Genomic DNA, 24,357 nt, shown 5'->3' with positions numbered 1-24,357 from the left:
CATATCGGCGGCGCCGCCGCTATCGCTTGCCCGGGTAATACGGTTCTCCCAGAGCGCCGGGAGCTCTCGAACGGCCCACCGCGCCGACGAGCACCAGTATGGTCAGGACGTACGGAAGCATATAGATGAACTCGGACGGAACCTTAGAGGCGAAATCGAACAGCTGCAGCACGTTGTTGATCGACTGCGCGAAGCCGAAGAACAGCGCCGCCCCCATCGCTCCGAGCGGATTCCACTTGCCGAAAATGACTGCGGCCAGCGCGATGAAGCCTTGCCCGGATATCGTATTGTGCGAGAAGGAGCCTGTCGTCGTCATCGCGATCGTCGCCCCGCCGATGCCGGCCAGCACGCCGCTCATCAGCACGGCTGCGTAGCGAATTCGCAGCACCTTGATGCCGACCGTGTCGGCGGCGCTCGGATGCTCGCCTACGGAACGCAGGCGAAGACCGAAGGCCGTCTTGTACAGCATGTAGTAGATTGCGCCGACGAGGATCAGAGCCAGATAAGTCGTCGGATAGGCGTTAAAGAGGCCGTCGCCGATCACCGGAATGTCCGACAGCAGCGGAATTTTCACCTTATGGAATACTTCGTTAACGAGCGAGGTTTCGCCCGAACCCTCGAACAGGAGCTTGACGAGATACAGCGTCGCTCCGCCCGCGATAAAGTTGATAACGATCCCGCTGACGACCTGATCGGCTCGGAACGTGATCGTCGCCACCGCATGAATGAGCGCGAACAGTACGCCGAAGAGCGCCCCGGCCAGGACGCCGATCCACGGAGAGGCGCCGCCAAGCCCGGCTTCCTGGGCCTTATAGGCCGCGACGGCGGCCGCGAACGCACCGGCGGTCATCAGCCCCTCCAGCCCGATATTGACGACGCCCGAGCGCTCCGAGAGAATGCCGCCAAGCGCGGCCAGGATCAACGCGGTCGAGAACACGAACGCGGTGTTCAGCATATGCCCGATCGTTGCCGCATCCATCTAGATCGCCTCCTCTTTCCGTTTCTTCCCGGACGCCCGTTTCAGCAGCCAGCGAATAATTCCCGGTGCAGCCACGAAGAAAATGACCGAGCCGATGACGATGCGGATAATTTCCGGAGGAACGTCCGCGCCGAAGCTCATCCCGCCCGCGCCGTAGGACAGCGTGCCGAACAGAATCGCGCCGAGCAGAACGCCTAGCGGATTGTTGCCGCCAAGAAGCGCCACAGCGATGCCGTCGAAGCCGTGTCCGGTATGTCCGGCCGAGATGACCTGGTTATGGAATACGCCGAGCACCTGGAACACGCCGGCCAGTCCCGCAAGCGCTCCCGAGATGAACATCGCCTTGACGATGCCCTTGTTCACGTTGATGCCCGCATAGTGGGCCGCGTCGGCGTTGGAGCCGACCGCTCTGAGCTCGAAGCCCTGCTTCGTGCGCCACAGGAAGACGTAGAAAAAGAGAACGCCCAGCAGCGCGAAGAACATCCCCCAGTGCATGCGGGCGTCGTCCATCCATCGGGACAGCCAGCCGATCGCGACGGAGGCCGAATCGTCCACCATGTACGATCTGCCCTTGCCCGGCTCCAGCAGGAAGCGATTGACGATGTAGTTCGCCAAGTGCAATGCGATCCAGTTCAGCATAATCGTCGTAATGACTTCGTTGACGCCTCTGGCCGCCTTCAAATAACCGGCGATCATCCCCCACGCGCCGCCGGCGACCGCTCCCACTACGATGGCGAGCGGAGCATGAAGGTACCAAGGGAGATGGACGGTCACGCCGATGACCGTCGCCCCCGTCATGCCGATAATGTACTGGCCCTCCGCGCCGATGTTGAACAGCCCCGTTCGGAAGGCGAACGCGACGGCCAGGCCGGTCAGCAGAATCGGCGTGATCGCCGTCAGCGTCTCCCCGAAGTCGTACCGATTGCCGAACACGGTCTCCAGCAGGGAACGATAAGCCAGAATCGGATCGTACCCTCCGATGAGCATGATGATCGCTCCGACGATCAGGCCAAGCAGAATGGCGACAAGGGGGACGACGGCGGAGTCTTTCGTGAAAGCTTTAATCAGTTTGTCCACTGTCCGTTCCCCCTTGACTTTGCTTATAATTCGTCATCATCAGCCCGAGCTCCTGATCGTTCGTCTCGGACGGCTTGACTTCCCCGACGATGCGACCTTCGTAGATGACCGCGATTCGGTCCGACAGCTGCATAATCTCGTCCAGCTCGTACGAGACAAGCAATACGGCCTTGCCCATGTTCCGCTGCTCCACGAGCCTCTTGTGAATGTACTCGATCGCCCCGACGTCCAGGCCGCGGGTCGGCTGGGCGGCGATCAGCACGTCGGGGTTTTTGTCCACTTCCCGGGCGATGATCGCCTTCTGCTGATTGCCCCCCGACAGCGCCCGCGCATCCGTCATTAGCGAGGGGGTCCGAACGTCGAAGTCGTTGACGAGACGCTCCGCGTGCTTGGCGATCGCTTCGTAATCCATAAATCCGCGCTTGTTGAACTGCGGCTGGTAATACGTCTCGAGCACCATGTTGTCCCGTACCGGAAAATCGAGCACAAGCCCGTGCTTGTGGCGGTCCTCGGGGATGAGGGAGACGCCCGCCTCGGAGATGGCTCGAGGCTTCGCCCCGGCCAGCTCCTTGCCGGCGACCTTGATCGACCCTCCGGCTACCGGACGAAGGCCCGTTAACGCTTCGATCAGCTCGCTCTGGCCGTTGCCCTCGACTCCGGCAACGCCCAGAATCTCGCCGCGTCTTAGCCTGAACGACGCGCCGTTAAGCGCATGAAGCCCTTGACGCCCTTTCACGACGAGATCCTCGACTTCCAATATCGGCTCGCCGAGCACGGCATCCTTTTTGTCGAGCTTTAGCGACACCTCCCGACCGACCATCTTCTCGGCCAGCTGGTTCGGGTTGGTGCCGGCTGCCGGCAAGCTGTCAATGACTTTGCCGCGGCGCACGATCGTGACGCTGTCGGCAATGGCCATAATTTCCTTGAGTTTGTGTGTGATAAGCACGATTGACTTGCCCTGATCGACAAGATTGCGCATAATGACGAGCAATTCGGAGATCTCCTGCGGAGTCAGCACCGCCGTAGGCTCGTCGAAAATCAAAATATCCGCTCCGCGGTACAGCGTCTTCAATATTTCGACCCGCTGCTGCATGCCGACCGATATTTCGTCGATCTTCGCATACGGATCCACGTTCAAGCCGTATTGCTGCGATAGGCTGCTGACTTTGTCGTACGCCTTTTTCCGGTCTACCGCAAGCCCCATCCACTTCCGGGGCTCGCTGCCGAGAATGATGTTTTCGGCCACGGTAAAAGGGTGCACCAGCTTGAAATGCTGGTGCACCATCCCGATGCCGAGTTGAATCGCTTTGTTGGGCCCGTCTATGACGACCTGCTGCCCATGAACGAAGATTTCCCCTTCTTCCGGCTGATACAGGCCGAACAGAACGTTCATAAGCGTCGATTTGCCTGCGCCGTTCTCGCCGAGGAGGGCGTGAATCTCGCCCTTCCTCAGCTTGAAGTTGACGCTGTCGTTGGCGACGATGCCGGGGAAACGTTTCGTAATGTTGCGCATCTCTACGACGGTTTTCGCCTGTTCCATAGTCGCACCCTTTACCGGTTATTCAATGCTAGGCAGTCGGGACCGTAATTTCGCCGCTAATAATTTTTTGCTTAAATTCCTCGACCTTGTCCAGAACGTCCTGAGGCACGTTCGCCTTCGACGTCTCGGGCAGGCCTACGGCATTGTCCTTAAGGCCGAGCGTCGTCACTTGGCCGGCAGGGAAGTTGCCTTCGATCAAGTCTTTGGACACGCGGTATACCGCCTCGTCGACGCGCTTCAGCATAGACGTGAGCGTGACGTCGTCGCCGAACTCCAGCGATTGGTCCTTGTCGACGCCGATGACCCAGACCTTCTTGTCCGCTGCGGCGTTCTTGTTGCGTTCCTTCGCTTCGTTAAAGACGCCGTTGCCCGTGCCGCCCGCCGCATGGAAGATGATGTCCGCTCCGTCGTTGTAGAGCGAGGATGCGGCCGCTTTGCCCAGGTCGGCTTTGTCGAACGCGCCCGTATAGTTGATGTTGACCTTCGCGTCCGGATTCACGGCCGCTACCCCGGCTACGAAGCCGAGCTCAAACCGCTTGATTACCGGAATGTCAATGCCGCCGACGAAGCCGATTTTGTTCGTTTTGGTCATCAGACCCGCGACGACGCCGACCAGATACGCGCCCTCGTTCTCGGCGAACGTGATCGACGCCACGTTAGGCGCTTCGACGACTTCGTCGATGATCGCCAGATTGGCGTCCGGATTTTTGGCCGCGGCGTCCTTCACCGCATCTCCGAGCAGAAATCCGATGCCCCAGGTCAGGTTGTAGTCGTCGCGCACGAATTTGTTCAGATTCGTCAAGTAATTCGTCGCTTCTTTGCTCTCCTGGTATTTGACTTCCGCGCCCGTGTCGTCCTTCAGTTTGTTCAGGCCTTCCCAAGCGCTCTGGTTAAACGATTTGTCGTTAACGCCGCCGACGTCGGTAACCATCCCGAATTTGAAGCCTTTGCCGTCTACTACCGCCTCGCTCGGCGCGCTTTCGCTGGCGGCCGGCGAACCGGCCGGGGACTCGCTCGGCGCGGCGCTCGGGCTTGCTGCCCCGCCCCCGTTGTTGTTTTTGGCTCCGCATGCTGTCAAGGTCAAGGAAGCGACCAGCATAATGCCTGTAAGCAGCTTTGTCGTCTTGTTCATCTCTTAGCTCTCCTTCAATGTAGGATGGACGAGTGCGGACGTGTCCGCTTCCCCGCCGGTTAAGGCCTAAAGCCGCTGCACGACGGCTTTCACCAATGAAATAAATTTCGGCTTCGTGCGATTCGCGACTTCGATGACTTGCTCATGGCTGAGCGGCTCCAGATGCTCGCCGATCGCCATGTCCGTCACGCATGAAATTCCGATGATCTTCATCGCCATATGGCTCGCTACGATCGCCTCAGGCACGGTGGACATGCCGACCGCGTCGCCGCCCATCAGCCGCAGCATTGTCAGCTCCGCAGGCGTCATGTAGGAAGGGCCGGAAATTCCGGCGTACACGCCTTCCTTGACGCGAAGGCCGAGCGATTGCGCCGTCTCGCGGACAAGCTCGAGCAAATCTGGTGTATACGCCCGGCTCATATCCGGAAAGCGAGGCCCAAGCGAGGACTCGTTCTCCCCGATTAGCGGGTTGGCTCCGGTCATGTTCAGATGATCGCGGATGAGCATCAGATCCCCCGGCTCGAATGCCGGGTTCATGCCCCCGCATGCGTTGGTGACGATCAGAACATCGACTCCGAGCGCCTTCATGACGCGAACCGGAAACGTGACTTCCTGCATCGTATAGCCTTCGTAGTAATGAAACCGCCCCTGCATGGCCATTACCGTCTGGTCTTGGAGTCGGCCAATTACGAGCTGGCCCGCATGCCCCTCCACCGTCGATACCGGAAAGTGCGGAATCGACTCGTAAGGAATTCGGACAGCATCCCGAATGTCGTCGGCTAGCTCGCCCAACCCGGAACCGAGAATCAGTCCGATGCGCGGCCGGCCTGAGATCAGAGACTGGATGTGCGCGGCCGCCTCGTTCATTCTTTGCAGCAACTGGCCCATTTTGTTTCACCCCCTTTAAAGTATAACCCTAATATGCCTAATCGCTTGCCGTCGTCACGCGTCCGCTTGAACGACTCCGACGACCAGCGAGGGTGGCTCCACCGATTCGGAGCGAATCGCCATCGATTCGTAGACGCGCGCGATCGCTTCCTCTGCGCCGACGTCGTTGGCATGCACGGTTGCGAGCGATTCGCCGACGCGAACCTCGTCTCCGATTTTTTTGCGAAGCACGATGCCGACCGCCAGATCGATGGCCGATTCCTTCGTGGCCCGCCCGGCTCCGAGCAGCATCGCCGCAAGCCCCATGCGCTCGGCGGCGATCGAAGCCACATACCCCGACTGCTTGGCCGGCACCTCGATGACGCGCCTCGCGGCCGGCAGCCGCTCGGGCTCGTCGACGACCGAGGCGTCGCCTCCCTGCTCCGATACGAACGCTTTGAACTTCTCCAGCGCCCGGCCGCTCTCTATCGCCCGCTCCAGCAGCGCTCTGGCCTCCGCTTGGCCGGAGGCGACTCCGGCCAGCACGGCCATATGGCTGCCGAGCGTCAGGCAGAGCTCCGTCAAGTCTTTCGGTCCTTGTCCCTTCAGCGTGTCGATCGCTTCCCTGACCTCCAGCGCGTTGCCGATCGCGTTCCCGAGCGGCTGGCTCATATCGGACAACACCGCCACCGTCTTTCTTCCGACGCGGCTGCCGATGTCCACCATGCAGGCCGCCAGTTCCCGGGCTTCCGCCATTTCCTTCATGAAAGCGCCGTCGCCGGTCTTGACGTCGAGCACGATGGCGTCGGCGCCCGAAGCGATCTTCTTGCTCATAATGGAGCTGGCGATCAGCGGAATCGAATTCACCGTGCCGGTAACGTCTCGAAGTCCGTACAGCTTCTTGTCCGCGGGCGTCAGATTGTCGCTTTGCCCGATGACGGCCAGCCCGTTGCGGTTGACGAGGCGGATGAATTCGGCGTTGTCGATCTCCGCGTGAAAGCCCGGAATCGACTCGAGCTTGTCGATCGTTCCGCCGGTATGGCCAAGGCCGCGTCCCGACATCTTCGCGACCGGAACGCCGATGGAGGCGACGAGCGGCGCCAGCACCAGCGTCGTCGTATCTCCGACTCCTCCGGTGCTATGCTTGTCCACTTTGACGCCCGCAATGCCGGACAGATCGATCGTTTCTCCGGAATCGACCATCGCCAGCGTCAAATCCGCTCTTTCCGTCGGCGTCATGCCGCGGAAAAAAATCGCCATCGCTAGCGCCGACATCTGGTAATCGGGAATCGAGCCGTCCGTGTAGCCGCGAATCAAATAGCGGATCTCGGCTTCCGTCAGCTCCCCTCCGTCTCTCTTTTTCGTGATCAGATCCACGGTTCTCATCGAAGAGCCCCCCTCTTAGTACCCTTGGGTCGTTCCGCCCGTGACGATCGCGACGGAGGAGCTGGCCCCCAGCCTGGTCGCCCCGGCCTGGATCAGCTTCCTCGCCGTATCCAGATCCCGCACGCCGCCGGAAGCTTTAATCCCCATCGCAGGGCCGACGGCGGCGCGGATGAGGGCGACGTCCTCCACGGTCGCTCCCCCCGTCCCGAAGCCGGTCGACGTCTTGACGAAGTCCGCCCCCGCTTCCTTGCACAGCAGAGAAGCCGTCCGCTTCTCCTCTTCGGTCAGGTAGCACGTCTCGATGATAACCTTCACGGCCGCCTTTCCCTGACAGGTCCGCACGACCTGCTCGATGTCCCGCCTCACGGCATCCGCTTGCCCGGACTTCAAGGCGCCGACGTTCAGCACCATATCGATCTCGGTCGCGCCGGCCCGAATCGCGTCCTCCGCCTCCGCCGCCTTGACTTCCGTCCGGCTGGCGCCGAGAGGGAAGCCGACGACCGTCGTGACGCCGACACCGCTGCCGGCCAGCTCGCGCGCGGCAACGGGAACCCAGTACGGGTTCACGCACACCGTCGCGAACCGGTGCCGCTTCGCCTCCTCGCAGATACGGACAATATCCTTCTCCTCGCTTACTGCCGACAATAAAGTATGATCGATCATGGCTCCAATTTGTTCAGGGGTCATAAGGCACCAGTCTCCTGTAGGTCTGTTTTTTTGAGCAGCGCTTTCGCTGTAATCTGGTCGGTGACCAGCGTATTGCCGTATTTGCCGCGCAGCGCTCCCCAGATGGCGTTGACCTTGGAGGCGCCGCCGGCGACGAGAATGGCATGCTCCTTCTGGCGAAGATCCGCCAGCTCGATCCCCACCGTGCGCTCGTTCAGGCTCGGCAGACAAATTTCTCCGTTAACGTCGTAATAGCGCGAGCAGATGTCCCCGACCGCTTGCGTCCGGATCGTCTCCAGCTCGTCGCTGCGCATGTAGTTCGAATTGAGCAGCACCGAATCGGGAGTCGGGGCTCCGGCCGTGAAAATGGCGATATTGGCGCTCTGCCCCATATCCATCACTCTGCGAATGTGACGATCCGTCAGCATCGCCTGTTTGACGAGAATATGATCGACAATCGCGGGCAAATACATGAAATAGGGGGTGACATTAAACGCTCTGCCGAACAGATGGACGATCTCCGAAGGGGAGATTCGAATGTCCGCGTCGCTGACGCCGCCGTTTAGCTGGACGACGAAGGAATGGTTCAGCGACTTCGTCTTCAGGTGAAGCGCGACCTGATACATCGTAGAGCCCCAGGACGCCCCGATCGTGTCCCCGTCCTTGGCCAGCTCCATCACGTAGTTGGCCGCCGCTTCGCCGATATACCGCTTGACGACGCTGTCGTCGTATGTCGGAGTAAACGCGACGACGGCGTTTTTGAGCTGGAATTTCTCTTTCAACAATCGCCGCAGCACTTCGACATCTTCCGTCGGGTCCTTGATCTCGATCGTCACGACGCCTTCCGTCTTCGCCTGCTGGAGAAGCCGGGATACGGTCGGACGGGACACGCCCAAAGCGTCGGCGATCTGGTTCTGGCTGTAATCCAGTTGGTAATAGAGCTTGGCCGCTTCCACGACTTTCCTTATCTTGTCGTTATCCAACAAAATTCACACCATTCGCAAAGCTGTTTTTTGAAATTCTGTTCATCATCGGTGAAATTATGTTCTCTTAAACGCTATTATAATGGATATAAGCATTCCGCGCTAGGGAGAATTACATACAAAAAAAGCCGCTCCCCTGTTCGGAAAGCGGCTCGTTGAGCCGATGGATACCGACCGCGATTATTGCGCCAGACGGAGAGCCAGATTGTACAAGTCGAGATTAAACGACTTTTTCGTGGACACGACTTTGTCGATATCCGTCGCCACGAATTCGCCTTTGACGATGCCGATCCCTTTGGCGGAATCCCCTTCGATCAGGCGCTGAACGGCATAATCGGCAAGCCGGCTTGCCAGAATGCGGTCGTTATGCGTCGGAGCTCCCCCGCGCTGAATATGGCCGAGCACGGTGACGCGAGGCTCGATGCCGCTGTACTCGGTAATGTTCTTGGCGACCTCCTCGCCGGAGCCTACCCCTTCCGCGACAACGACGATGCCGTGGCGCTTGCCCTTCTGGAAGTTGTCCTTCATGCGCAGGGAAATCTCCTTAATGTCGAACGGAACCTCGGGAACGAGGATCGCCTCCGCACCGCTCGCAAGCCCGGCATAGAGCGCGATATCCCCGCAATGGCGTCCCATGACTTCGACGACAGAGGATCTCTCGTGGGAGGTCATCGTGTCGCGCAGCTTGTTGATCGCGTCAACGACGATGCTGACCGCCGTATCGAAGCCGATCGTGAAATCGGTGAACGGAATGTCGTTGTCGATCGTGCCGGGAAGGCCCATCGTCTTGATGCCCAGCTTGCTCAGCTTCTGCGCGCCTTGATACGAGCCGTCGCCGCCGATGACGACCAGGCCGTCGATGCCGTGCTCGCGCAGGACGTCCGCTCCGCGCTGCTGGCCCTCCGGCGTCATGAACTCCTTGCAGCGGGCCGTCTGAAGAATCGTGCCGCCGCGTTGAATGATGTCGCCCACGCTGCGCAGATCCATCCGCCTCAGATCCTGATTGATCAGCCCTTGGTAGCCTCTTTGCACTCCGTAAACCTCAATCCCGCGATACAACGCGCTCCGGACGACGGCGCGAACCGCCGCGTTCATTCCCTGAGAATCTCCGCCGCTCGTCAATACCGCGATCTTCTTCACTGCGCTCATTCTCCAAATTCCTCCCTGTAAGTCTGTCTCTACATCGCCTTTCTTATCCAATGGCTGTTCAGCCAGAAAAACACCCGGGTCCACGGACTGCCCTTCATGAGCAGTCTGGCGGTCTTCCGCACGTCCTGCTGATCTCGAACTTTAGGATCGGACAAATACAGCGCGACGAGACCTTCGACGATCATTCGGTGAAAGCGTCCGAACGGCAGCCCGTCTGCGGCGGCTCTGGCCGCTTGAACCATGCGCTCCATTCGCTCGTTCAGCATCGGCTGGTCGGCGTAATAGCTGCAGAAGTTCAAATCTCCGCCTGCCCGATCCTCCGCCTGATCGATCAAATAATCGAGCAGAATATGCAGGCCGCAGATGGAAGGGAAGTAGCGGTTGCGGATCTCTACCGCCTGACGCTCTCCCAGCTTCGGGTCGCTGGCTGCAAGGAACAGCATGAACATCCCCAGCGTCGACCCCGTCGCCGCCGCGAATTCGTTCCACTTCAGCTCCGGGTAGGCCGCCGAATGCTTGTCCCACCAGGCCAGCAGCTCCTCCTCCCGCCGGGACGGGGCGATATGCTTGTACACCTGAAGATCGGCGTACAGCTGCACCAGCTCGACGACGAAGGGCTGCACGGTGGCGTAAGCGGGAAGCTTGGCGATCCTCTTCCGGCATTCCAGCACGAGAGCCTCCAGATAGCCCCCGTCGTCCTGCTGCTCTCTCAGGGCATAGTAGTTGCGCGTCGGCGCTTCCGGCGCCACCGCATCCAGCATGCTCTGGTGCAGCAAGCGAAAATCGTCCGGGTCGAGCGAGGTGCTGCGGTCGCACAGATTGTCCAAGTAGTCGCTGATCGTCTGCAGCGCGACGATCAGCGGAATAAGCACGTGCCGCTGCTCCAGATTCGCCGCGGCGTACACGCCGCCGCCCTCGCAGTGAAATTGCTTCCCGTTCATGCTGTCCAGCGCCTGCTTGCGAAGCTCCGGGTCGGGAATGCGTTCGGCGAAGCTGCGCCAGCGTTCAAGCTCCGCGCGAACTTCCGGCAGGATGTACTTGTATACTCTTTTCATCAAGGTAAACGGCCCGCGAGGGGATCGGCCCGCCAATAACGCTTCTTTCGTCATTTTCGTAGGGTCCTCCGCAATGCTTTAACCGATAGGCCGCTTGGCTTGCGGCTCCAACTCCTGTCGGGTGCGAAACCAAATATTCAAGTCGTTGATCCTGCTGGCCAGGTCGGCAATCTCGTCGTTGATCAGGCAGGATCTGGCGAAATCTTCCTCTTCGAACAACTGCGCCTGCTTCGCCCGAATGGCTTCCTCCAGCCGGTGGATCCGATCCGGAATCGCGCCCCGAATCATCTCCCACCTGGATACGATCGCGGCTTGTCGTTCCGGCGTCAGCGCGTCCCACCCGCTCTGCAGATTCGGAAGCGCTATGCCGTGCCTCTCGCTGTATACGAACTGGCTGTCGAGCCAGCGTTCGTCCTCGCGCATCCTGATCACCCGGTTTTCGTTCGTGATTCAGAAAGTATAAAATTCGCTATACTTTTCTGAACCGCCTCCGACAAAAACGCGATTTTGCGTCTGGAGGACGCCTAAGGCGTTTTTGCTTGAACAAAGCCTCTAATTTTGCTTTATTCTTTAATTTAACATTTTGCAAGTTTGAAATCCAGTTTTAATTCTCTGAAATTGCCTCCCGAATGCCCGGTATTATCTGCTATAATACTACCTATGTGGATAACGGAATTGCCGACTGCCGAAGGAGCCTAACATGCCGACCCCTAACGAGCCGGTCTCGCTGAGACGGCTTTTCCTGTTTTTTATTCCGATGGGAATATCGGTGCTGCTAATTAATCTGTCGCACATCATTGTCAACGGCACGCTCGCCAGATCGGACAATCCGGAAATTATTCTGGCCGGCTATGCGCTGGCGATGAGCCTGCTGGTCGTCACGGAGAAACCGGCCGTGCTGTTCCGGCAAACGTGCTCGGCCCTCGTTCGGGACCGCATGTCCTTCCGGGCCGTTCGAAAGGTTAGCTACTACGTGTTCGGAGCCTCCCTCGCTTTCGGAGCCTTAATCGCATATACGCCTGTCGGACATTGGGTATTCGGCTGGGCGTACGCCGCCGACCCGGCCGCGGAGAAGGAGGCGACCGCCGCTTTCCGCGCCCTGATGTTCCTGTCCGTGTTCTCGGGAATCCGGTGTCTCTATCAAGGCGTCATCATTTATAAAATGAGAACGAGATGGCTGACGATCGCAATGGTGTTCCGGCTGGCGGGCATGTTCCTGCTCTCCCAATATTTCCTGCGGACGGGCGTCGACAGCGCCCTGCACGGAACGGTGATCTTCGTGTTCGGAATGATGATCGAAGCCGGCGTCAGCTGGTGGGAAGCGAGCAAGCTGGTCAAGCAAATGCCGGAAAAAGACGAGGAATGGGAAGTCACGAAGCCGCGGCAAGTGACGAAATTTTATAATCCGCTCCTCTATTCGTCGCTGATCATCGTCTGGGTGCTGCCGATTCTAAACGCCCTGCTCGGCACGACCGAACGAGGGACGCTCGCCGTCGCGTCGTTCGCCGTGGCCGGCAGCCTGATGAATCTCGTCCTGGGCTTCTTTACTTATTTCCATCAGATCGCCTTGCTGTTCGTGAAGAGCGATCCGGCCATCGTGCGCAAGTTCACGCTGCTTCTCGGGTTCATTCCGCCGCTGCTGCTGGCGCTGATCGCGTTCACCCCGCTCGGCGACTGGATGTTCTCTCACGTTCTCGGCGTGAAGGACGAGCTGCTGCAGGCTTGCATACACGCCTTGCGGGGATTTCTGCCCTTCGTGCTCGTCTTCCCGTGGCTCGACACCTTAAACGGCATCGTCATGGCCCACGGCGAGACGAAGCTGATGTTCGGCTCGCAAATCGCCAACGCCATTCTAACTGCGCTGACGATTATTATGCTCGTCTTGCTGCTGCCGGCATGGACCGGCGTTCTGGGCTCGTTGGCCCAATCCGTCGGCGTCGCCGCCGAGGTGCTGTTCCTGACTTGGCTCTTCCGGCGCAGCCGCCGGACGGCCAAGCTGACAGATTAGGCTTCCATCACAGGTTAACCAATGAATATAGAAGTCCGTTGTACTCCGAAAGGGATGGCTTGCCGGCTTCAGACTGCCTGTTTCAGTTTCTTTGACGGATTAGACCTTTATCGGCGAGAAACTCGAGGCAAAACTCGCGGAAAACCATTCCCTTTCTCCATTGCACTCAGCCTGCTCATCGTCGCGTCTTTGGTTCAACCTATAAAGAGGAGATTACGTAATGGAGACAAGCTCATCCATGCGCGGACAGCTCTTCGTGCTGCGGGCGCTGCAATTCGCGAACTATGCTTCCATGGTGCTTCTGGCCACATACTTCCCGCTCTACTTCGAAAGCCTGGGCTTCTCGAAGCTGCAGATCGGCGCGATTTATTCGGTCGGACCGTTCCTGTCCATCGTGTCCAACCTGGCGGTCGGCATCCTGAGCGACCGGACCAAAAATCTGCCCCGAATTTTGAGCCTGCTGTACCTCGCCCAAATTGTGGCGCTTGCGCTGCTTCTGCCGCAGAAGGAATTCGGCATCATGGCCGGCATGATGGCTTTATTCTATCTGTTCCAGACGCCGAACAATTCGATGCTGGACAGCGTCTCCCTGCTCGCTGCCGAACGAATGAAAATCAGCTTCCCCTCGATCCGAATGTTCGGCTCGCTCGGCTTTGCGATTTGCGCCGTACTGTTCGGATACTTGCTGAAGACGTACGGCTCCGAGCTCACCCTCTGGCTTCTTCTCGGCGTCATTCTCGTCTCGCTCGTCCTGTCGTTCTTCGTCGGCGACTATCAGGCGACGCTGCGCAAGTTCGAGTTCGGCGGGTTATGGGAGCTGCTTCGCCGCAAGGATACGCTCGTCTTTTTCGGCTTGATCATGGTCATCTCCGTCGCCCACCGCACGAACGAAGGCTTCCTGTCCGTAGCCATGCGGGAGATCGGAGCCGACGATTCGGTCATCGGGTACGCCTCGCTCGCCTCGGCCGTCAGCGAAATTCCGATGTTTTTCCTCCTCGCCCGGTTTGGCCATCGCTTTCGCGAATATCCGCTGCTGGCGATCGCCAGCGCATTCTACGTCATCCGGCTCGGCCTGCTTAGCCAAGCCGACGAGCCCTGGATGATGGTCGCGCTGCAGATGATGCATTCGGTCACCTTCGCCATTTTCTACATTACGGCGCTTCGCGGCCTGCAGTCGCTCATTCCCGACGAATACCGCTCTTCGGGCCAAGCGGTATTCGCCGTCGTCTGGACCGGTTTGGCCGGTGTCATCGCCGGAACGCTCGGCGGCTGGCTGTACGATTCGTTCGGACTGTCCAGCGTCTTCCAATTCGGCGCCGCGTTCGCGCTGATCGGCATGATCGGGTTCCTGCTCGCTCATCTGGGACGCAGATAAGGAATGCCGCAGCCGGCGCAAACTCCCCTTTCGCAAGCATAACCAATACGGGACGAGGCAGGCGCAGGCCTGCTTCGTCCCGTATTGGTTATGGCATCAGCCCGTCTCGGCTTGCGGCTCCCATTTCTCTTCTTCTTCGCGATGCACGGTAATACGGGATATCCGCAAGTGATCGGTCTCTTCTATCGTAAACCGGAAGCCTTCCTCGGCGATGACGAATTGATTTTTCTTCGGCGGGTTCTCGATCTGGGAATAGATCCAGCCTCCGATCGTGTCATAGTCGTCGGTAGGCAGATCGAGCCCGAACAGCGTATTCACTTCTTCGATAAGCATCATTCCGTTAATGGAGTACGTACGGTCGTCGCGCTGCTCCACGTCGGGACGCTCCTCGTCGAATTCGTCCTGAATCTCGCCGACGATCTCTTCCATGATGTCTTCCAATGTCACCAGGCCCGAAGTTCCGCCGTACTCGTCGATCAGAATCGCGATCTGGGTTTTCTTCTTCTGCATCAGCTTCAGCAGGTCGCTGATCGGCATGCTCTCGGGCACCGTCGTCATCGGTCTCATTAAATCCCGAATGTCCAGAACGGAATGGACCGGCACCTTCAGCAAATCTTTAATATGCACGAAGCCGATGATGTTGTCTTTGTCTTTCTCGCACACGGGATATCTCGTATGCATCTCTCGCAGCGCGATCGCCCGGTTCTCCGCGAAGCTCAGATTGCCGTACAGGCAGATCATTTCGGTCCGGGGAATCATAATTTCCCGCGCATTCGTCTCCGCGAATTCGAAGATGTTGTCCATTAACGCAAGCTCGGTATTGTCGATCAATCCGTTCTTGTGGCTTTCCTGTACCAGATTCCGGATTTCCTCCTCCGTATGGGCGGTAGAAGTATCTTCCTTGACATCGATGCCGAACGGCCTCAGCAGCATTCCTGCGATTCCTTCAAGCAACCAGATGAACGGGCTTATCGCTCTGCGGAAGAAAATGAGCGGAGCGGCCGTCAACAGGGTGACCTTCTCGGCTTTGCGGATAGCCACCGATCGAGGCATCCATTCGCCAAGCACGAGATGAAACACCGCTATGAACGTAAAGCCGATGATGAAAGATAGCGGTTGAACCAGACTTTCGTTGAGATGAACGGCTTCGAAGGCGGGCGCAAGCAGACGGGCGATCGCGGATCCGCCGACCCAGCCCAGTCCGAGCGACGCCAGCAGGATGCCCAATCGACAAGCCGACATGTACGCGTCCAGGTGGGCGATCAGGTGAGAAGCCGCCTTCGCTCTCTTATGCCCTTCCTGCGCCATGGCGTCGATCCTCGAGCCGCGTGCTTTGCCCATCGCAAATTCCGCAGCCGCGAAGAAACCGTTCAACAATACCAACGCGAAGATCAGAATCAAGTCTACGCTTAACGGGTAGGGGTCAGGGTCCAAATGTTTCCTATCCTCGCCGATGGGAGGATAGGTACACCTCCTTTTTTTCAATTAAAAGTATAAAAATAAAAGCTTATTCCTTTAGCTTAGACGGTTTGGAGCACCCCGTCAAACGACGGTTGGCCTCGTAATTAGCCGTAGTACCCATCTGTATTCCCTAGAGCCTGTCGCCTATGCCGATTTTCGGGCGTAAAGGCCGGATATCCGCGAATCTAACGAATATCGTCTGTTCCGCCCGCATCAAGCCAAATTTTCCCTCCCGCGACCGTCCCGCTCAGCTTGCCCCTTCGTCAGCCCCTTCTTCCTCTTCGTTTCAGTTGATTTTGCCGGATTTTATCCTCCATCCCCTGCTCGGTCGCTTCGTAGAAGACGCTGGAGGACAGCTTGTCCGGGAAGTAGCTTTGCTCGACGTAATGGCCGGGATAATCGTGCGGATACTTGTAGCCGACATGGCCCAGCTTCTTCGCTCCGCCGTAATGGGCGTCTCTCAGATGAAGCGGGACTTCGGCGGATTTGATCGTCTCGAACGCCGACATGATTTTCCCGATCGTCACCGCAATCGCATTCGATTTCGGGCTTTCCACGGCGAACAGAATCGCCTGCGCCACAATATATTTTGATTCCGGCCAGCCGATCCGATGGTACGCCTCCATCGCGCTCACCGCCTGCACCATCGCCTGCGGATTGGCCAGTCCGATGTCTTCGCTGCAGGCTACCGTCAGACGGCGCAGGAACACCATCGGATCCATGCCCAGCTTCTCCACCGCGTACAGAAACCAGAACAAGGCTGCATCGCTTGATCCCCGAACGCTCTTGTGGAACGCGGACAGCACGTCGTACTGGGTCGATTCGTCCGCCTGAACCGTAGGCTGGCGGATCGATTCCTCCGCGACCTCAAGCGTCACGCGGACGGTGCCGTCCGGCTCCGAAGGCGTCGTCACGGCGGCCAGCTCCAGCGCGGTGAGCGCTCGGCGGATGTCTCCGTTGGCCATAGATGCAATATGCTCGAGCGCCTCCTCGTCCGCTTGCAGCTTCATAAAGCCGAGACCCTTGACCGGATCGGCCAAAGCCCGGCGCATCGCGGCGAGCGAATGCTCCTTCGTCAACGGCTCCAGCCGAAACAGCGTCGAACGGGACAGCAAAGCTCCGTTCACCGAATGGAACGGATTTTCCGTCGTCGCCCCGATGAAGACGATGATGCCCCGCTCCACGGCCGGCAGAAGCGCGTCCTGACGGGCGCTGTTGAATCTGTGCACCTCGTCGAGGAACAGAATCGTCTTGCGGCCGTACATGTTCTTGTTGTTCTCCGCCTGCTCGATCACCTCGCGCACGTCCTTGACGGAGGCGTCGACCGCGTTCAGCCGGACGAAGTCGCCCTGCGTTCGCTTGGAGATGATGTGCGCCAGCGTCGTCTTGCCGCAGCCCGGAGGTCCGAACAGCAGAATGGACGACACGACGTCTCCTTCTATCGCTCTTCTGAGCACTTTACCCGGGCCGACCACATGCTCTTGACCGATGTATTCATCAAGCGTCTCCGGACGCATCCGGTCGGCCAGCAGCCGGCCGCGCGGCTCCGATTCCGCTTGGAAGCTGAACAGATCCATTCGTGATATCGCCTCTCTTTCCTCTTATCATACCAGAAACCTGCGTTTGCAGGAAGAGAAAGCGATCATACGTTCCCTTACAGACCGGAGCTCCCGATCCTTACGATCTCTCTTCTCTCGCGGATGTAGTCGCGGATGACGCGCAGCTCTCCGGCGAACTCCCGATACGGCCACCTGCGGCTGGCGTCCTCCCGGATGTACGGGGCGATGCTTTCCATCATTTTTTCCGCGATCGGCATTAACCGCTGCTCCGTGAACGGTCCGTTCAGCGCCTGGCGCAGGATCGAGCGGTACTTCCGGCGAAGTTCGGGGAAACCGAGAAGCTTGCGGGTCAGCGCGTTATAGCCGGCAATCTCGACCAGGTCGCTCCTGACGATGCGGCCGTAGCAATTGCGTCCCCAGGTGCCCTCGTAATCCCAAGGAATCATGCGCAGCTTGCCTGTTTTCCTGCTTCGATAGATCGCGTAATTTTGCTCGAAGCCGTCGTAATTGCCGGTTAACACCGCTCCGGCCAGCCAGCGCAAGTAATTGTCCACATCCAGCCGGGCGCGAATGTAGGCTTCCGCGCGCGATCCCCGGAGCTTGTTCAGCCCCCGGATAAACGAGGCCAGCCGCGCCCTCTCCGAGCTGCGGCCGAACCGGTATTCGTAGCCGGCGAGCAGCGACCTCTTGGGGCGGCCGGACTCTAGCGAGAACAGCCCGAAGTCCGCCTGGTTGTTGATCGCGTAAAAGAGCGAAGAAGCCCCGATATTCCTTCTGGCGAAAAACGGCTTCTCCACGCCTTCGATCTCCAGATACACGCCCTTGGGCTCGCCGTTGATCGTCAAAAGCACATGCTTCGTTCGAGGAGCGGGAACGCCAAGCATCGGGAAAAAGGCGAAGGAAAGCGCATTTCGAATCATCGAGGGATCGTCATATTCGGCGTTATAATGAAAAAACTGCTTCCCGCGGACGACCTCGTACGACTTTTTCGGATAACTGCGCGTATGGCCGCCCCGGTACCGGACCGACACGAAGGCCGACAGCCCGTTCGTGTTCATTCGACCGGGAACGTATCGATCGTTCCACAGGTTATTTTCCAAATCGCGGCTGGCTTTCCGGCTTAGCCGCAGCGCCCTGACCGGTAGAGGCATACGGTGACCGCCTTTCCTGATCCGTCGTCTGAATCAGCGTATGACGCCCCGGCATTGGCGGAAACGGCGTCCGTCTACTTGTCGGGACGGGCGGGCTCAGCCGTTATGCGCCGTCTCCAGCGTCGGCGATGCCAAGCGTAAGCGGCTTACGCCTCTGGAATCGGCGGGCTCACGTAAGAAGCCCTCCCCGGCTTGCGCCGACAAGAGGGCTTCTTTTCAGCGCCGGCCACCTATCTCAGCCGGCCTTTCGGACTAGCTGCGCTTCCCGCTGCGAGGCTGCTTGCGGCCTTTGGGCGCCGCGTGCGCCTGATGGCGCCCGACTGAACCCGAACGTGCCTGCGCGCCCTCCGTGCGCCAGCTGAAATGCTGGCCCGTACGGTCTCCGGCATGCCCTCCCGAGAGCTCGTTCATCCGTCCGAACGTGCGTCCGAGCGTGCGCCCTACCGTAAACCCGCCTGCAGGTTGGTCCTGCTGGCCGCCGGTACGCCCGAACGTAAGCGAGCCGGGCTGCCCGTACGGCGCTCCTCCATAGAAATGTCCGGGGTGACCGGGCGCATGTCCTCCCGTACGGCCGAAATCCGTCCCCCAGTTCCCCCAGGTTCGATGTCCGTAATCCGGAGCCGCGCCGATCGGCTCGTTCGTCTGCTCCTCCGGAGCCCGCTCGACCGGAGCTCTTCTCGGTGGCTTCTTGCCTCCGTTCGTCCGCCGGCATTTGCAATTGCGGGCTCCCTTGGAACGGCGATGGTTACTCCCATGCAACAGCATGCTCAATGTCACTGCACCTCCTGTGTGTAGCTCATACAGTCTATGAGCCATCGCCTCCCTTCGATAGAGACAGGCGCAGAAGGGCTTCGAAAAAGGGCGAATCGCCCCGGGTGCAAGAGCCCCGGTCGCTGCAATCGGACGCGACGAGCGCAAGAAGAGGGTATCCCAAAAGTAGGTCATTTCGCTTGAGGAGACAGCTCGCTTGAAGGAAATCGGCATTTCGTACACCATTCGGCCCGTTCGAGCGTCACGCCTGCGTTTGGAGCCGTCCCAAAAGGATTGATGGACAGCCCGTTCTCGTTTCTGTAACGAAAAGAAGCCATTCCTTGGTAAAACGGAAGTGTCGGGCAACCGTTCGAAGGAGGGCTTCTTCTGCACATTCAATAGAACAAGCCGGGTGGCTTCGCTTGCCCTAACCCGCTCAAGCGGGCAACAATGAACCAAAAAGCGCGAGTCATGGGGCCATGCAACCCCTAACTCGCGCTTTTTCTGCTTACCTCCCATGCAAAAACGCCTTCGGCGTCCTCTAGACGCAGAATCGCGTTTTTGGAGGGTCAAGCCTGCACGTCTTATTCTGCGGCTTATTCTGTCGCTTGGCCTGCCGGTTTCGCCTCCAGCAGCTCCCGGAACACGACGCTGACCATAATCAGCCCCGCGACCGGCGGCACGAAGGCGTTGCTCGACGGCGGCTGCTGGGCTTTGCGGATTTCCGGCGCGGTGTCCGGGACGATCCGCTGAGTGACGTCCTCCCGCGGCCTGATCGGCTCTTCCGTGGAAAAGACGACCTTGACGCCTTTGCGAATCCCGGCCTCCCGGAGCTTTCTTCGAACGACGCGCGCGATCGGATCGACCGACGTTTTCGAGATGTCGGCCACCTGGAACCGGCTCGGATCCATTTTATTGGCCGCTCCCATGCTGGAGATGATCGGGATTCCCCGTTCCAGACACTGCTTCATCAAATGCACCTTATAGACGATCGTGTCCGAAGCGTCGATGACGTAGTCGAGCGGGTACTTGAACAGCTCCTCGTACGTCTCCTCGGTATAGAACATTCTTAACGCGATCGCGTCGCACTCCGGATTGATCAGCCGGATGCGCTCCTTCATCAGCTCGGCCTTCGGCTGCCCGACGGTTGTCGTAAGCGCATGAATTTGCCGGTTCACGTTCGTAATGTCGACGACGTCCTTGTCGATCAAAATAATGCGCCCGACGCCGGAGCGCGCCAGCGCTTCGGCGGCAATGCCGCCGACGCCGCCGATACCGAGCACGGCCACGGTGCTGCCTTTCAGCCTCTCCAGCCCTTCCGGGCCAATCGCCAGTTCCGTTCGGGAAAATTGGTGCAGCATCGGTTCGCCCTCCTCCTTCCGGTTGCCTTATGCTTGCTCTTCCGCCTCTTCCGTTCTCGCTTCCGGAGAGGCTTTCTTCGCTTGAGCAGCGACCGCCTTGGCCGACAGCCGGATGTGCAGGTCTTCCAGCTGCCGCTCCGTCACCGGCGCCGGAGCGTCGCAGAGCAGATCGGTTGCGCTGGCCGTCTTCGGGAAGGCGATCGTCTCGCGCAGGTTGCTGCGGCCGGCCAACAGCATGACCAGACGATCGAGACCGAAGGCGATGCCGCCGTGCGGAGGCGTGCCGTATTCGAACGCATCCAGGAAGAAGCCGAATTTCTCCTTCGCCTCTTCCAGCGTGAAGCCGAGCGCCTTGAACATCTGCTCCTGAACGTCGCGGCGGTAAATCCGCATCGAGCCTCCTCCGACTTCGTAGCCGTTCAGGACGATGTCGTAAGCCTGTGCCCGAATCGCGCCCGGATCGCTGTCGAACAGGGCCAGATCCTCGTCCTTCGGACGCGTGAACGGGTGGTGCTCGGCGACGAATCGCTTCGCTTCCTCGTCCCATCCGAGCAGCGGGAAGTCGACGACCCAGACGAATTTGTAAGCCTTGTCGTCAATCAAGCCGAGCTCGCGGCCGACCTTCAGACGCAGATTGCCCATCACGTCGGCGGCCGTCTTCAGCTTGTCGGCGGAGAACGTCAGCAGATCGCCTTCCTCGACGTTCAGACGCTTGGTCAGCGCTTCGATCTCCTCCGGCTTGAAGAACTTCACGATCGGCCCGTTCCACTTGCCGTCCTTCACCGTAATCCAGGCGATTCCTTTGCCGCCGTAGCGGGCCGCGAAAGGCTGCAGATCGTCCAGCTCCTTGCGGCTCCAGCTTGCGCAGCCTTTGGCGTTCAACGCCTTGACGACGCCGCCCGACGCGGCGACGGACGCGAACACCTTCACGTCGCTGCCCTGGACGATATCGGTGACGTCCTCGATCTCGAGCCCGAAGCGCAGGTCCGGCTTGTCGGAGCCGTACCTGTGGATGGCGTCATGGTAAGAGAGCCGCTGGAACGGAGTCGGAATGTCCACGCCGATCGTCTCGCGGAACAGACGAGCCATCAGCTGCTCCATCATGCCGAGCAGCTGCTCCTGCGACAGGAACGACGTCTCGATGTCGACCTGCGTAAACTCCGGCTGGCGGTCCGCGCGAAGATCCTCGTCGCGGAAGCAGCGGGCGACCTGATAGTAACGCTCCAGGCCGCCGATCATAAGCAGCTGCTTAAACAGCTGGGGAGACTGCGGCAGCGCGAAAAACTCGCCCGGATGAACGCGGCTCGGCACGAGATAATCGCGAGCGCCCTCCGGAGTGCTCAGCGTCAGAATCGGCGTCTCGACGTCGATAAAGCCGTTCTCGTCCAGGAAGTCGCGGAACACCTTGGTCGCCTTCGAACGGAGCCGCAGCGTCTTCTGCATCTCCGGGCGGCGCAGATCCAGATACCGATATTTCAGGCGCAGAGATTCGTCCACTTCCACCCCGTCTTCGATCGGGAAAGGCGGCGTTTTGGCCGAATTTACGATCTCCACCTCGGTCACTTGAACTTCGATCTCCCCCGTCGCCAGGTTCGGGTTATACGTCTCCGGATCGCGCTCGACGATTTTCCCGGCAACGGCCAGCACGAATTCGTTGCGCGCGCGGCTGCCCAGCTCTAGCGCCTGCTTGGAGATTTCCGGGTTAAAGACGATTTGCACGATTCCCGTGCGGTCGCGCAGATCGATGAACAGCAGGCCGCCGAAGTCGCGCCAGCCCTGCACCCATCCGTTCAGCACGACGGTCTGGCCGACGTGCTCCTTCGTTAGTTTGCCGCAGTCGTTCGTTTTAAGCATCATTTGGATTCGTTCCCCTTTTTATCGTGTAGTTAACCGTTGAATCGTCTCCGCAAGCTCGTCGAGCTTCACGGCCGTTTGCTCGCCGCCGGCCATCGGACGAAGAGAGACCTCCCCGCGGTCCAGCTCGTCGTCGCCCAGCACGGCCGCGTAGCGGGCGCCGCTGCGCTCCGCCGCCTTGAACTGCGCCTTCGTCTTGCGGCCGAGATAGTCCCGCTCCGCCGCGATTCCCGCGTCCCTCAGCCTCTGCGCGATCCCCGGAGCCGCTTGCTCGGCCCGCGCGCCGAGGGCGACGATGTAGACATCGGCCTGGTTGCCCAGCTCCGGCTTAACGCCCTGGCTTTCGAGCAGCAGCAGCGTCCGCTCCAGCCCGAGCCCAAGCCCGACCCCGGGCTTGTCGTCTCCGCCGATCTCCGCCACGAGCCCGTTGTAGCGCCCGCCGCCGCCGATCGTATCGATGGCGCCGATGCCCTGCGCCTTGTATTCGAACGCAGTGTGCGTGTAGTAGTCCAGCCCTCTCACCAGACGCGGATTCAGCCGGTACGGAACGCCCATCTCATCCAGACATTCGCGCACGCGGGAGAAATGCTTCTCGCATTCCTCGTCCAGACTGTCCAGAATCGACGGAGCGTCCGCGAACTTCTCCTGATCGACCTTGCAGTCGAGCACCCGAAGCGGATTGCGGTCGATTCGAGCTTGACAGTCGCTGCACAGGCCGGCTCGCATCGGGAGCAGATACGCGAGCAGCTTTTCCCTGAAAGCCGCCCGAACCGCCGGCGTACCGACGGAATTCAAGTCGACCGATACGCCGGTCAGCCCCAGCTCCCGATAGAAGTGATACCCCAAGGCGATGACTTCCGCATCGAGCGCCGGATCGTCGGAGCCGATCGCCTCGACGCCGAACTGGTGAAACTGCCGGTAGCGGCCCGCCTGCGCGCGCTCGTAGCGGAACATCGGTCCGATGTAGTACAGCTTGGCGACGTCCGGCTCTCCGTACAGCTTGTTCTCCACATAGGAGCGGACGACGCCGGCCGTTCCTTCCGGACGAAGCGTCATGCTCCGTTCGCCGCGGTCCTCGAACGTGTACATCTCCTTCTCGACAATGTCCGTCGTCTCTCCGACGCCGCGCTTGAACAGCTCCGTGCCTTCGAAGATCGGCGTTCTAATTTCTCTGAACCGGTAGCGGCGGCAAATGTCGCGAGCGGTGCTCTCCACATACTGCCAAAGCTCGGAATAGCCAGGCAGAATGTCCTGAGTGCCCGGCGGCTTCTGGAAACCCATCCTTCTCTTCACTCCCCTGTTTGAGATCCCATTCTTTCTCCAATCATTGGGCCATCCCTCGTCACGTCTGCGGTTCTACTGATGCAGACAGCGCCCCGCCGACACCGCCGATACCCGATGGCAAGCCGAAACGGCTTGCGCCGTCCTTGGGATCGGCGGGATCACGTTTAGGTCGAAGTGATTCAGATTAAAGGCAGCGAATTTTAATCTTCCTGAATCACTCAAAAAAGCCCCCGTCCCATGGCGATCTCCGTAGAGTCGTCAGGGACGAGAGCTTGTCGTTGCGCTCCCGCGGTGCCACCCGTCGTTCAAGCCTGTCTTTCGACAGAGGCTTGCTGCTTTCGTCCGGTTAACGCCCGGCATCGCCGCGATGCTACTGAGCCGAACCCGACATGCGTCAGGCAGGCAGTTCCCATCGGGTTCTCGGGGAGGTCGTTCGTCCGATCATCGCCGGAAAGCTTGCAGCCGAGGCTTTCCTCTCTGGGGGCTTGGGGCCGGATTACTTATTCCCGTCATCGAATCTGAGGCTTTGGAAATACAATTGTAACTTATTGTAGTCTGTTGCGATGAGCCTGTCAAGCGAGCGCAAGCCGCCCCAGGCTCCACGCATCAAATTTCCAATGTCGCGTTGGTTCGTGCGAAATCGAGCCTGACATGATCCCTGTGAGCAATATTCGATAGCAACCTGCTTATTTCGCAAAACAATGACAAGCTGTCTCCAAG

At 59.5% G+C, this 24,357-nt stretch carries 20 protein-coding genes; 2 read left to right on the top strand and 18 right to left on the bottom strand.

Features of this window, described 5'->3' with window-relative positions:
* Positions 1–19: 19 nt before the first annotated feature.
* The 11 genes from ACFO3S_RS17150 to ACFO3S_RS17100 all read right to left on the bottom strand — a co-directional run bounded on the left by ACFO3S_RS17150 (position 20) and on the right by ACFO3S_RS17100 (position 11,257).
* On the bottom strand, positions 20–979 hold the full coding sequence (locus ACFO3S_RS17150) for an ABC transporter permease (protein WP_378098683.1): 960 nt from the start codon (positions 977–979) through the stop codon (positions 20–22).
* A complete protein-coding gene (locus ACFO3S_RS17145) occupies positions 980–2,056 on the bottom strand; it encodes an ABC transporter permease (protein ID WP_378098681.1) in 1,077 nt (358 codons plus the stop codon).
* A complete protein-coding gene (locus ACFO3S_RS17140) occupies positions 2,040–3,596 on the bottom strand; it encodes an ABC transporter ATP-binding protein (protein WP_378098679.1) in 1,557 nt (518 codons plus the stop codon). Before ACFO3S_RS17140 ends, ACFO3S_RS17145 begins: the two co-directional genes overlap by 17 nt.
* A 28-nt stretch (positions 3,597–3,624) precedes the next feature.
* Positions 3,625–4,728 (bottom strand): BMP family lipoprotein, encoded by a 1,104-nt coding sequence (locus tag ACFO3S_RS17135; RefSeq protein ID WP_378098677.1) that lies wholly within the window; start codon positions 4,726–4,728, stop codon positions 3,625–3,627.
* 66 nt (positions 4,729–4,794) lie between these two features.
* The gene (locus ACFO3S_RS17130) at positions 4,795–5,616 is read right to left on the bottom strand and encodes a purine-nucleoside phosphorylase (RefSeq protein WP_378098675.1); all 822 of its coding nucleotides are present in this window, start codon (positions 5,614–5,616) and stop codon (positions 4,795–4,797) included.
* A gap of 54 nt (positions 5,617–5,670) precedes the next feature.
* Positions 5,671–6,981, bottom strand: a complete 1,311-nt coding sequence (locus ACFO3S_RS17125; protein ID WP_378098673.1) for a pyrimidine-nucleoside phosphorylase — start codon at positions 6,979–6,981, stop codon at positions 5,671–5,673.
* A gap of 15 nt (positions 6,982–6,996) precedes the next feature.
* A complete protein-coding gene (gene deoC / locus ACFO3S_RS17120) occupies positions 6,997–7,668 on the bottom strand; it encodes a deoxyribose-phosphate aldolase (RefSeq protein ID WP_378098672.1) in 672 nt (223 codons plus the stop codon).
* Entirely contained in the window at positions 7,665–8,630 is a 966-nt protein-coding gene (locus tag ACFO3S_RS17115) for a sugar-binding transcriptional regulator (RefSeq protein WP_378098671.1), read from the bottom strand. The genes deoC and ACFO3S_RS17115 overlap by 4 nt, the downstream gene beginning before the upstream one ends.
* A gap of 180 nt (positions 8,631–8,810) precedes the next feature.
* A complete protein-coding gene (gene pfkA / locus ACFO3S_RS17110) occupies positions 8,811–9,779 on the bottom strand; it encodes a 6-phosphofructokinase (protein ID WP_378098669.1) in 969 nt (322 codons plus the stop codon).
* A 29-nt stretch (positions 9,780–9,808) separates the two neighbouring features.
* The gene (locus ACFO3S_RS17105; protein WP_378098667.1) at positions 9,809–10,888 is read right to left on the bottom strand and encodes a tetraprenyl-beta-curcumene synthase family protein; all 1,080 of its coding nucleotides are present in this window, start codon (positions 10,886–10,888) and stop codon (positions 9,809–9,811) included.
* Between the two features lie 24 nt (positions 10,889–10,912).
* Entirely contained in the window at positions 10,913–11,257 is a 345-nt protein-coding gene (locus ACFO3S_RS17100; protein ID WP_378098665.1) for a hypothetical protein, read from the bottom strand.
* A gap of 277 nt (positions 11,258–11,534) precedes the next feature.
* Here ACFO3S_RS17100 and ACFO3S_RS17095 point away from each other — a divergent pair, with 277 nt between their 5' ends.
* Together ACFO3S_RS17095 and ACFO3S_RS17090 are read left to right on the top strand one after the other, a co-directional pair.
* Positions 11,535–12,842, top strand: coding sequence for a multi antimicrobial extrusion protein MatE (locus tag ACFO3S_RS17095; RefSeq protein ID WP_378098663.1), 1,308 nt, complete (start codon positions 11,535–11,537; stop codon positions 12,840–12,842).
* A gap of 220 nt (positions 12,843–13,062) precedes the next feature.
* Entirely contained in the window at positions 13,063–14,217 is a 1,155-nt protein-coding gene (locus tag ACFO3S_RS17090; RefSeq protein ID WP_378098661.1) for an MFS transporter, read from the top strand.
* Positions 14,218–14,313: 96 nt separating this feature from the next.
* On the opposite strand, the gene ACFO3S_RS17085 is transcribed toward ACFO3S_RS17090, so the two are convergent.
* The 7 genes from ACFO3S_RS17085 to hisS form a co-directional block, all read right to left on the bottom strand.
* On the bottom strand, positions 14,314–15,651 hold the full coding sequence (locus ACFO3S_RS17085; RefSeq protein ID WP_378098659.1) for a hemolysin family protein: 1,338 nt from the start codon (positions 15,649–15,651) through the stop codon (positions 14,314–14,316).
* 290 nt (positions 15,652–15,941) lie between these two features.
* Positions 15,942–17,255 carry a replication-associated recombination protein A gene (locus ACFO3S_RS17080; protein WP_378098657.1) on the bottom strand — a complete coding sequence of 438 codons (1,314 nt, stop codon included), beginning with the start codon at positions 17,253–17,255 and terminating at the stop codon, positions 15,942–15,944.
* A 77-nt stretch (positions 17,256–17,332) separates the two neighbouring features.
* On the bottom strand, positions 17,333–18,388 hold the full coding sequence (locus tag ACFO3S_RS17075) for a CotH kinase family protein (protein ID WP_378098655.1): 1,056 nt from the start codon (positions 18,386–18,388) through the stop codon (positions 17,333–17,335).
* A 252-nt stretch (positions 18,389–18,640) separates the two neighbouring features.
* Positions 18,641–19,159, bottom strand: a complete 519-nt coding sequence (locus tag ACFO3S_RS17070; protein ID WP_378098654.1) for a hypothetical protein — start codon at positions 19,157–19,159, stop codon at positions 18,641–18,643.
* A gap of 575 nt (positions 19,160–19,734) precedes the next feature.
* Positions 19,735–20,499, bottom strand: coding sequence for a tRNA threonylcarbamoyladenosine dehydratase (locus ACFO3S_RS17065; RefSeq protein WP_378098653.1), 765 nt, complete (start codon positions 20,497–20,499; stop codon positions 19,735–19,737).
* A gap of 27 nt (positions 20,500–20,526) precedes the next feature.
* Complete coding sequence (aspS, locus tag ACFO3S_RS17060) at positions 20,527–22,356, bottom strand: aspartate--tRNA ligase (protein ID WP_378098651.1); 1,830 nt, start codon at positions 22,354–22,356, stop codon at positions 20,527–20,529.
* 18 nt (positions 22,357–22,374) lie between these two features.
* On the bottom strand, positions 22,375–23,634 hold the full coding sequence (hisS, locus tag ACFO3S_RS17055) for a histidine--tRNA ligase (protein ID WP_378098649.1): 1,260 nt from the start codon (positions 23,632–23,634) through the stop codon (positions 22,375–22,377).
* Between the last annotated feature and the right edge of the window lie 723 nt (positions 23,635–24,357).

Origin of the sequence: Cohnella hongkongensis (assembly GCF_042654645.1) — a bacterium.
GTDB classification, from domain to species: Bacteria; Bacillota; Bacilli; order Paenibacillales; family Paenibacillaceae; genus Cohnella; species Cohnella hongkongensis.
This window is presented reverse-complemented; position numbering and strand designations above follow the sequence as displayed.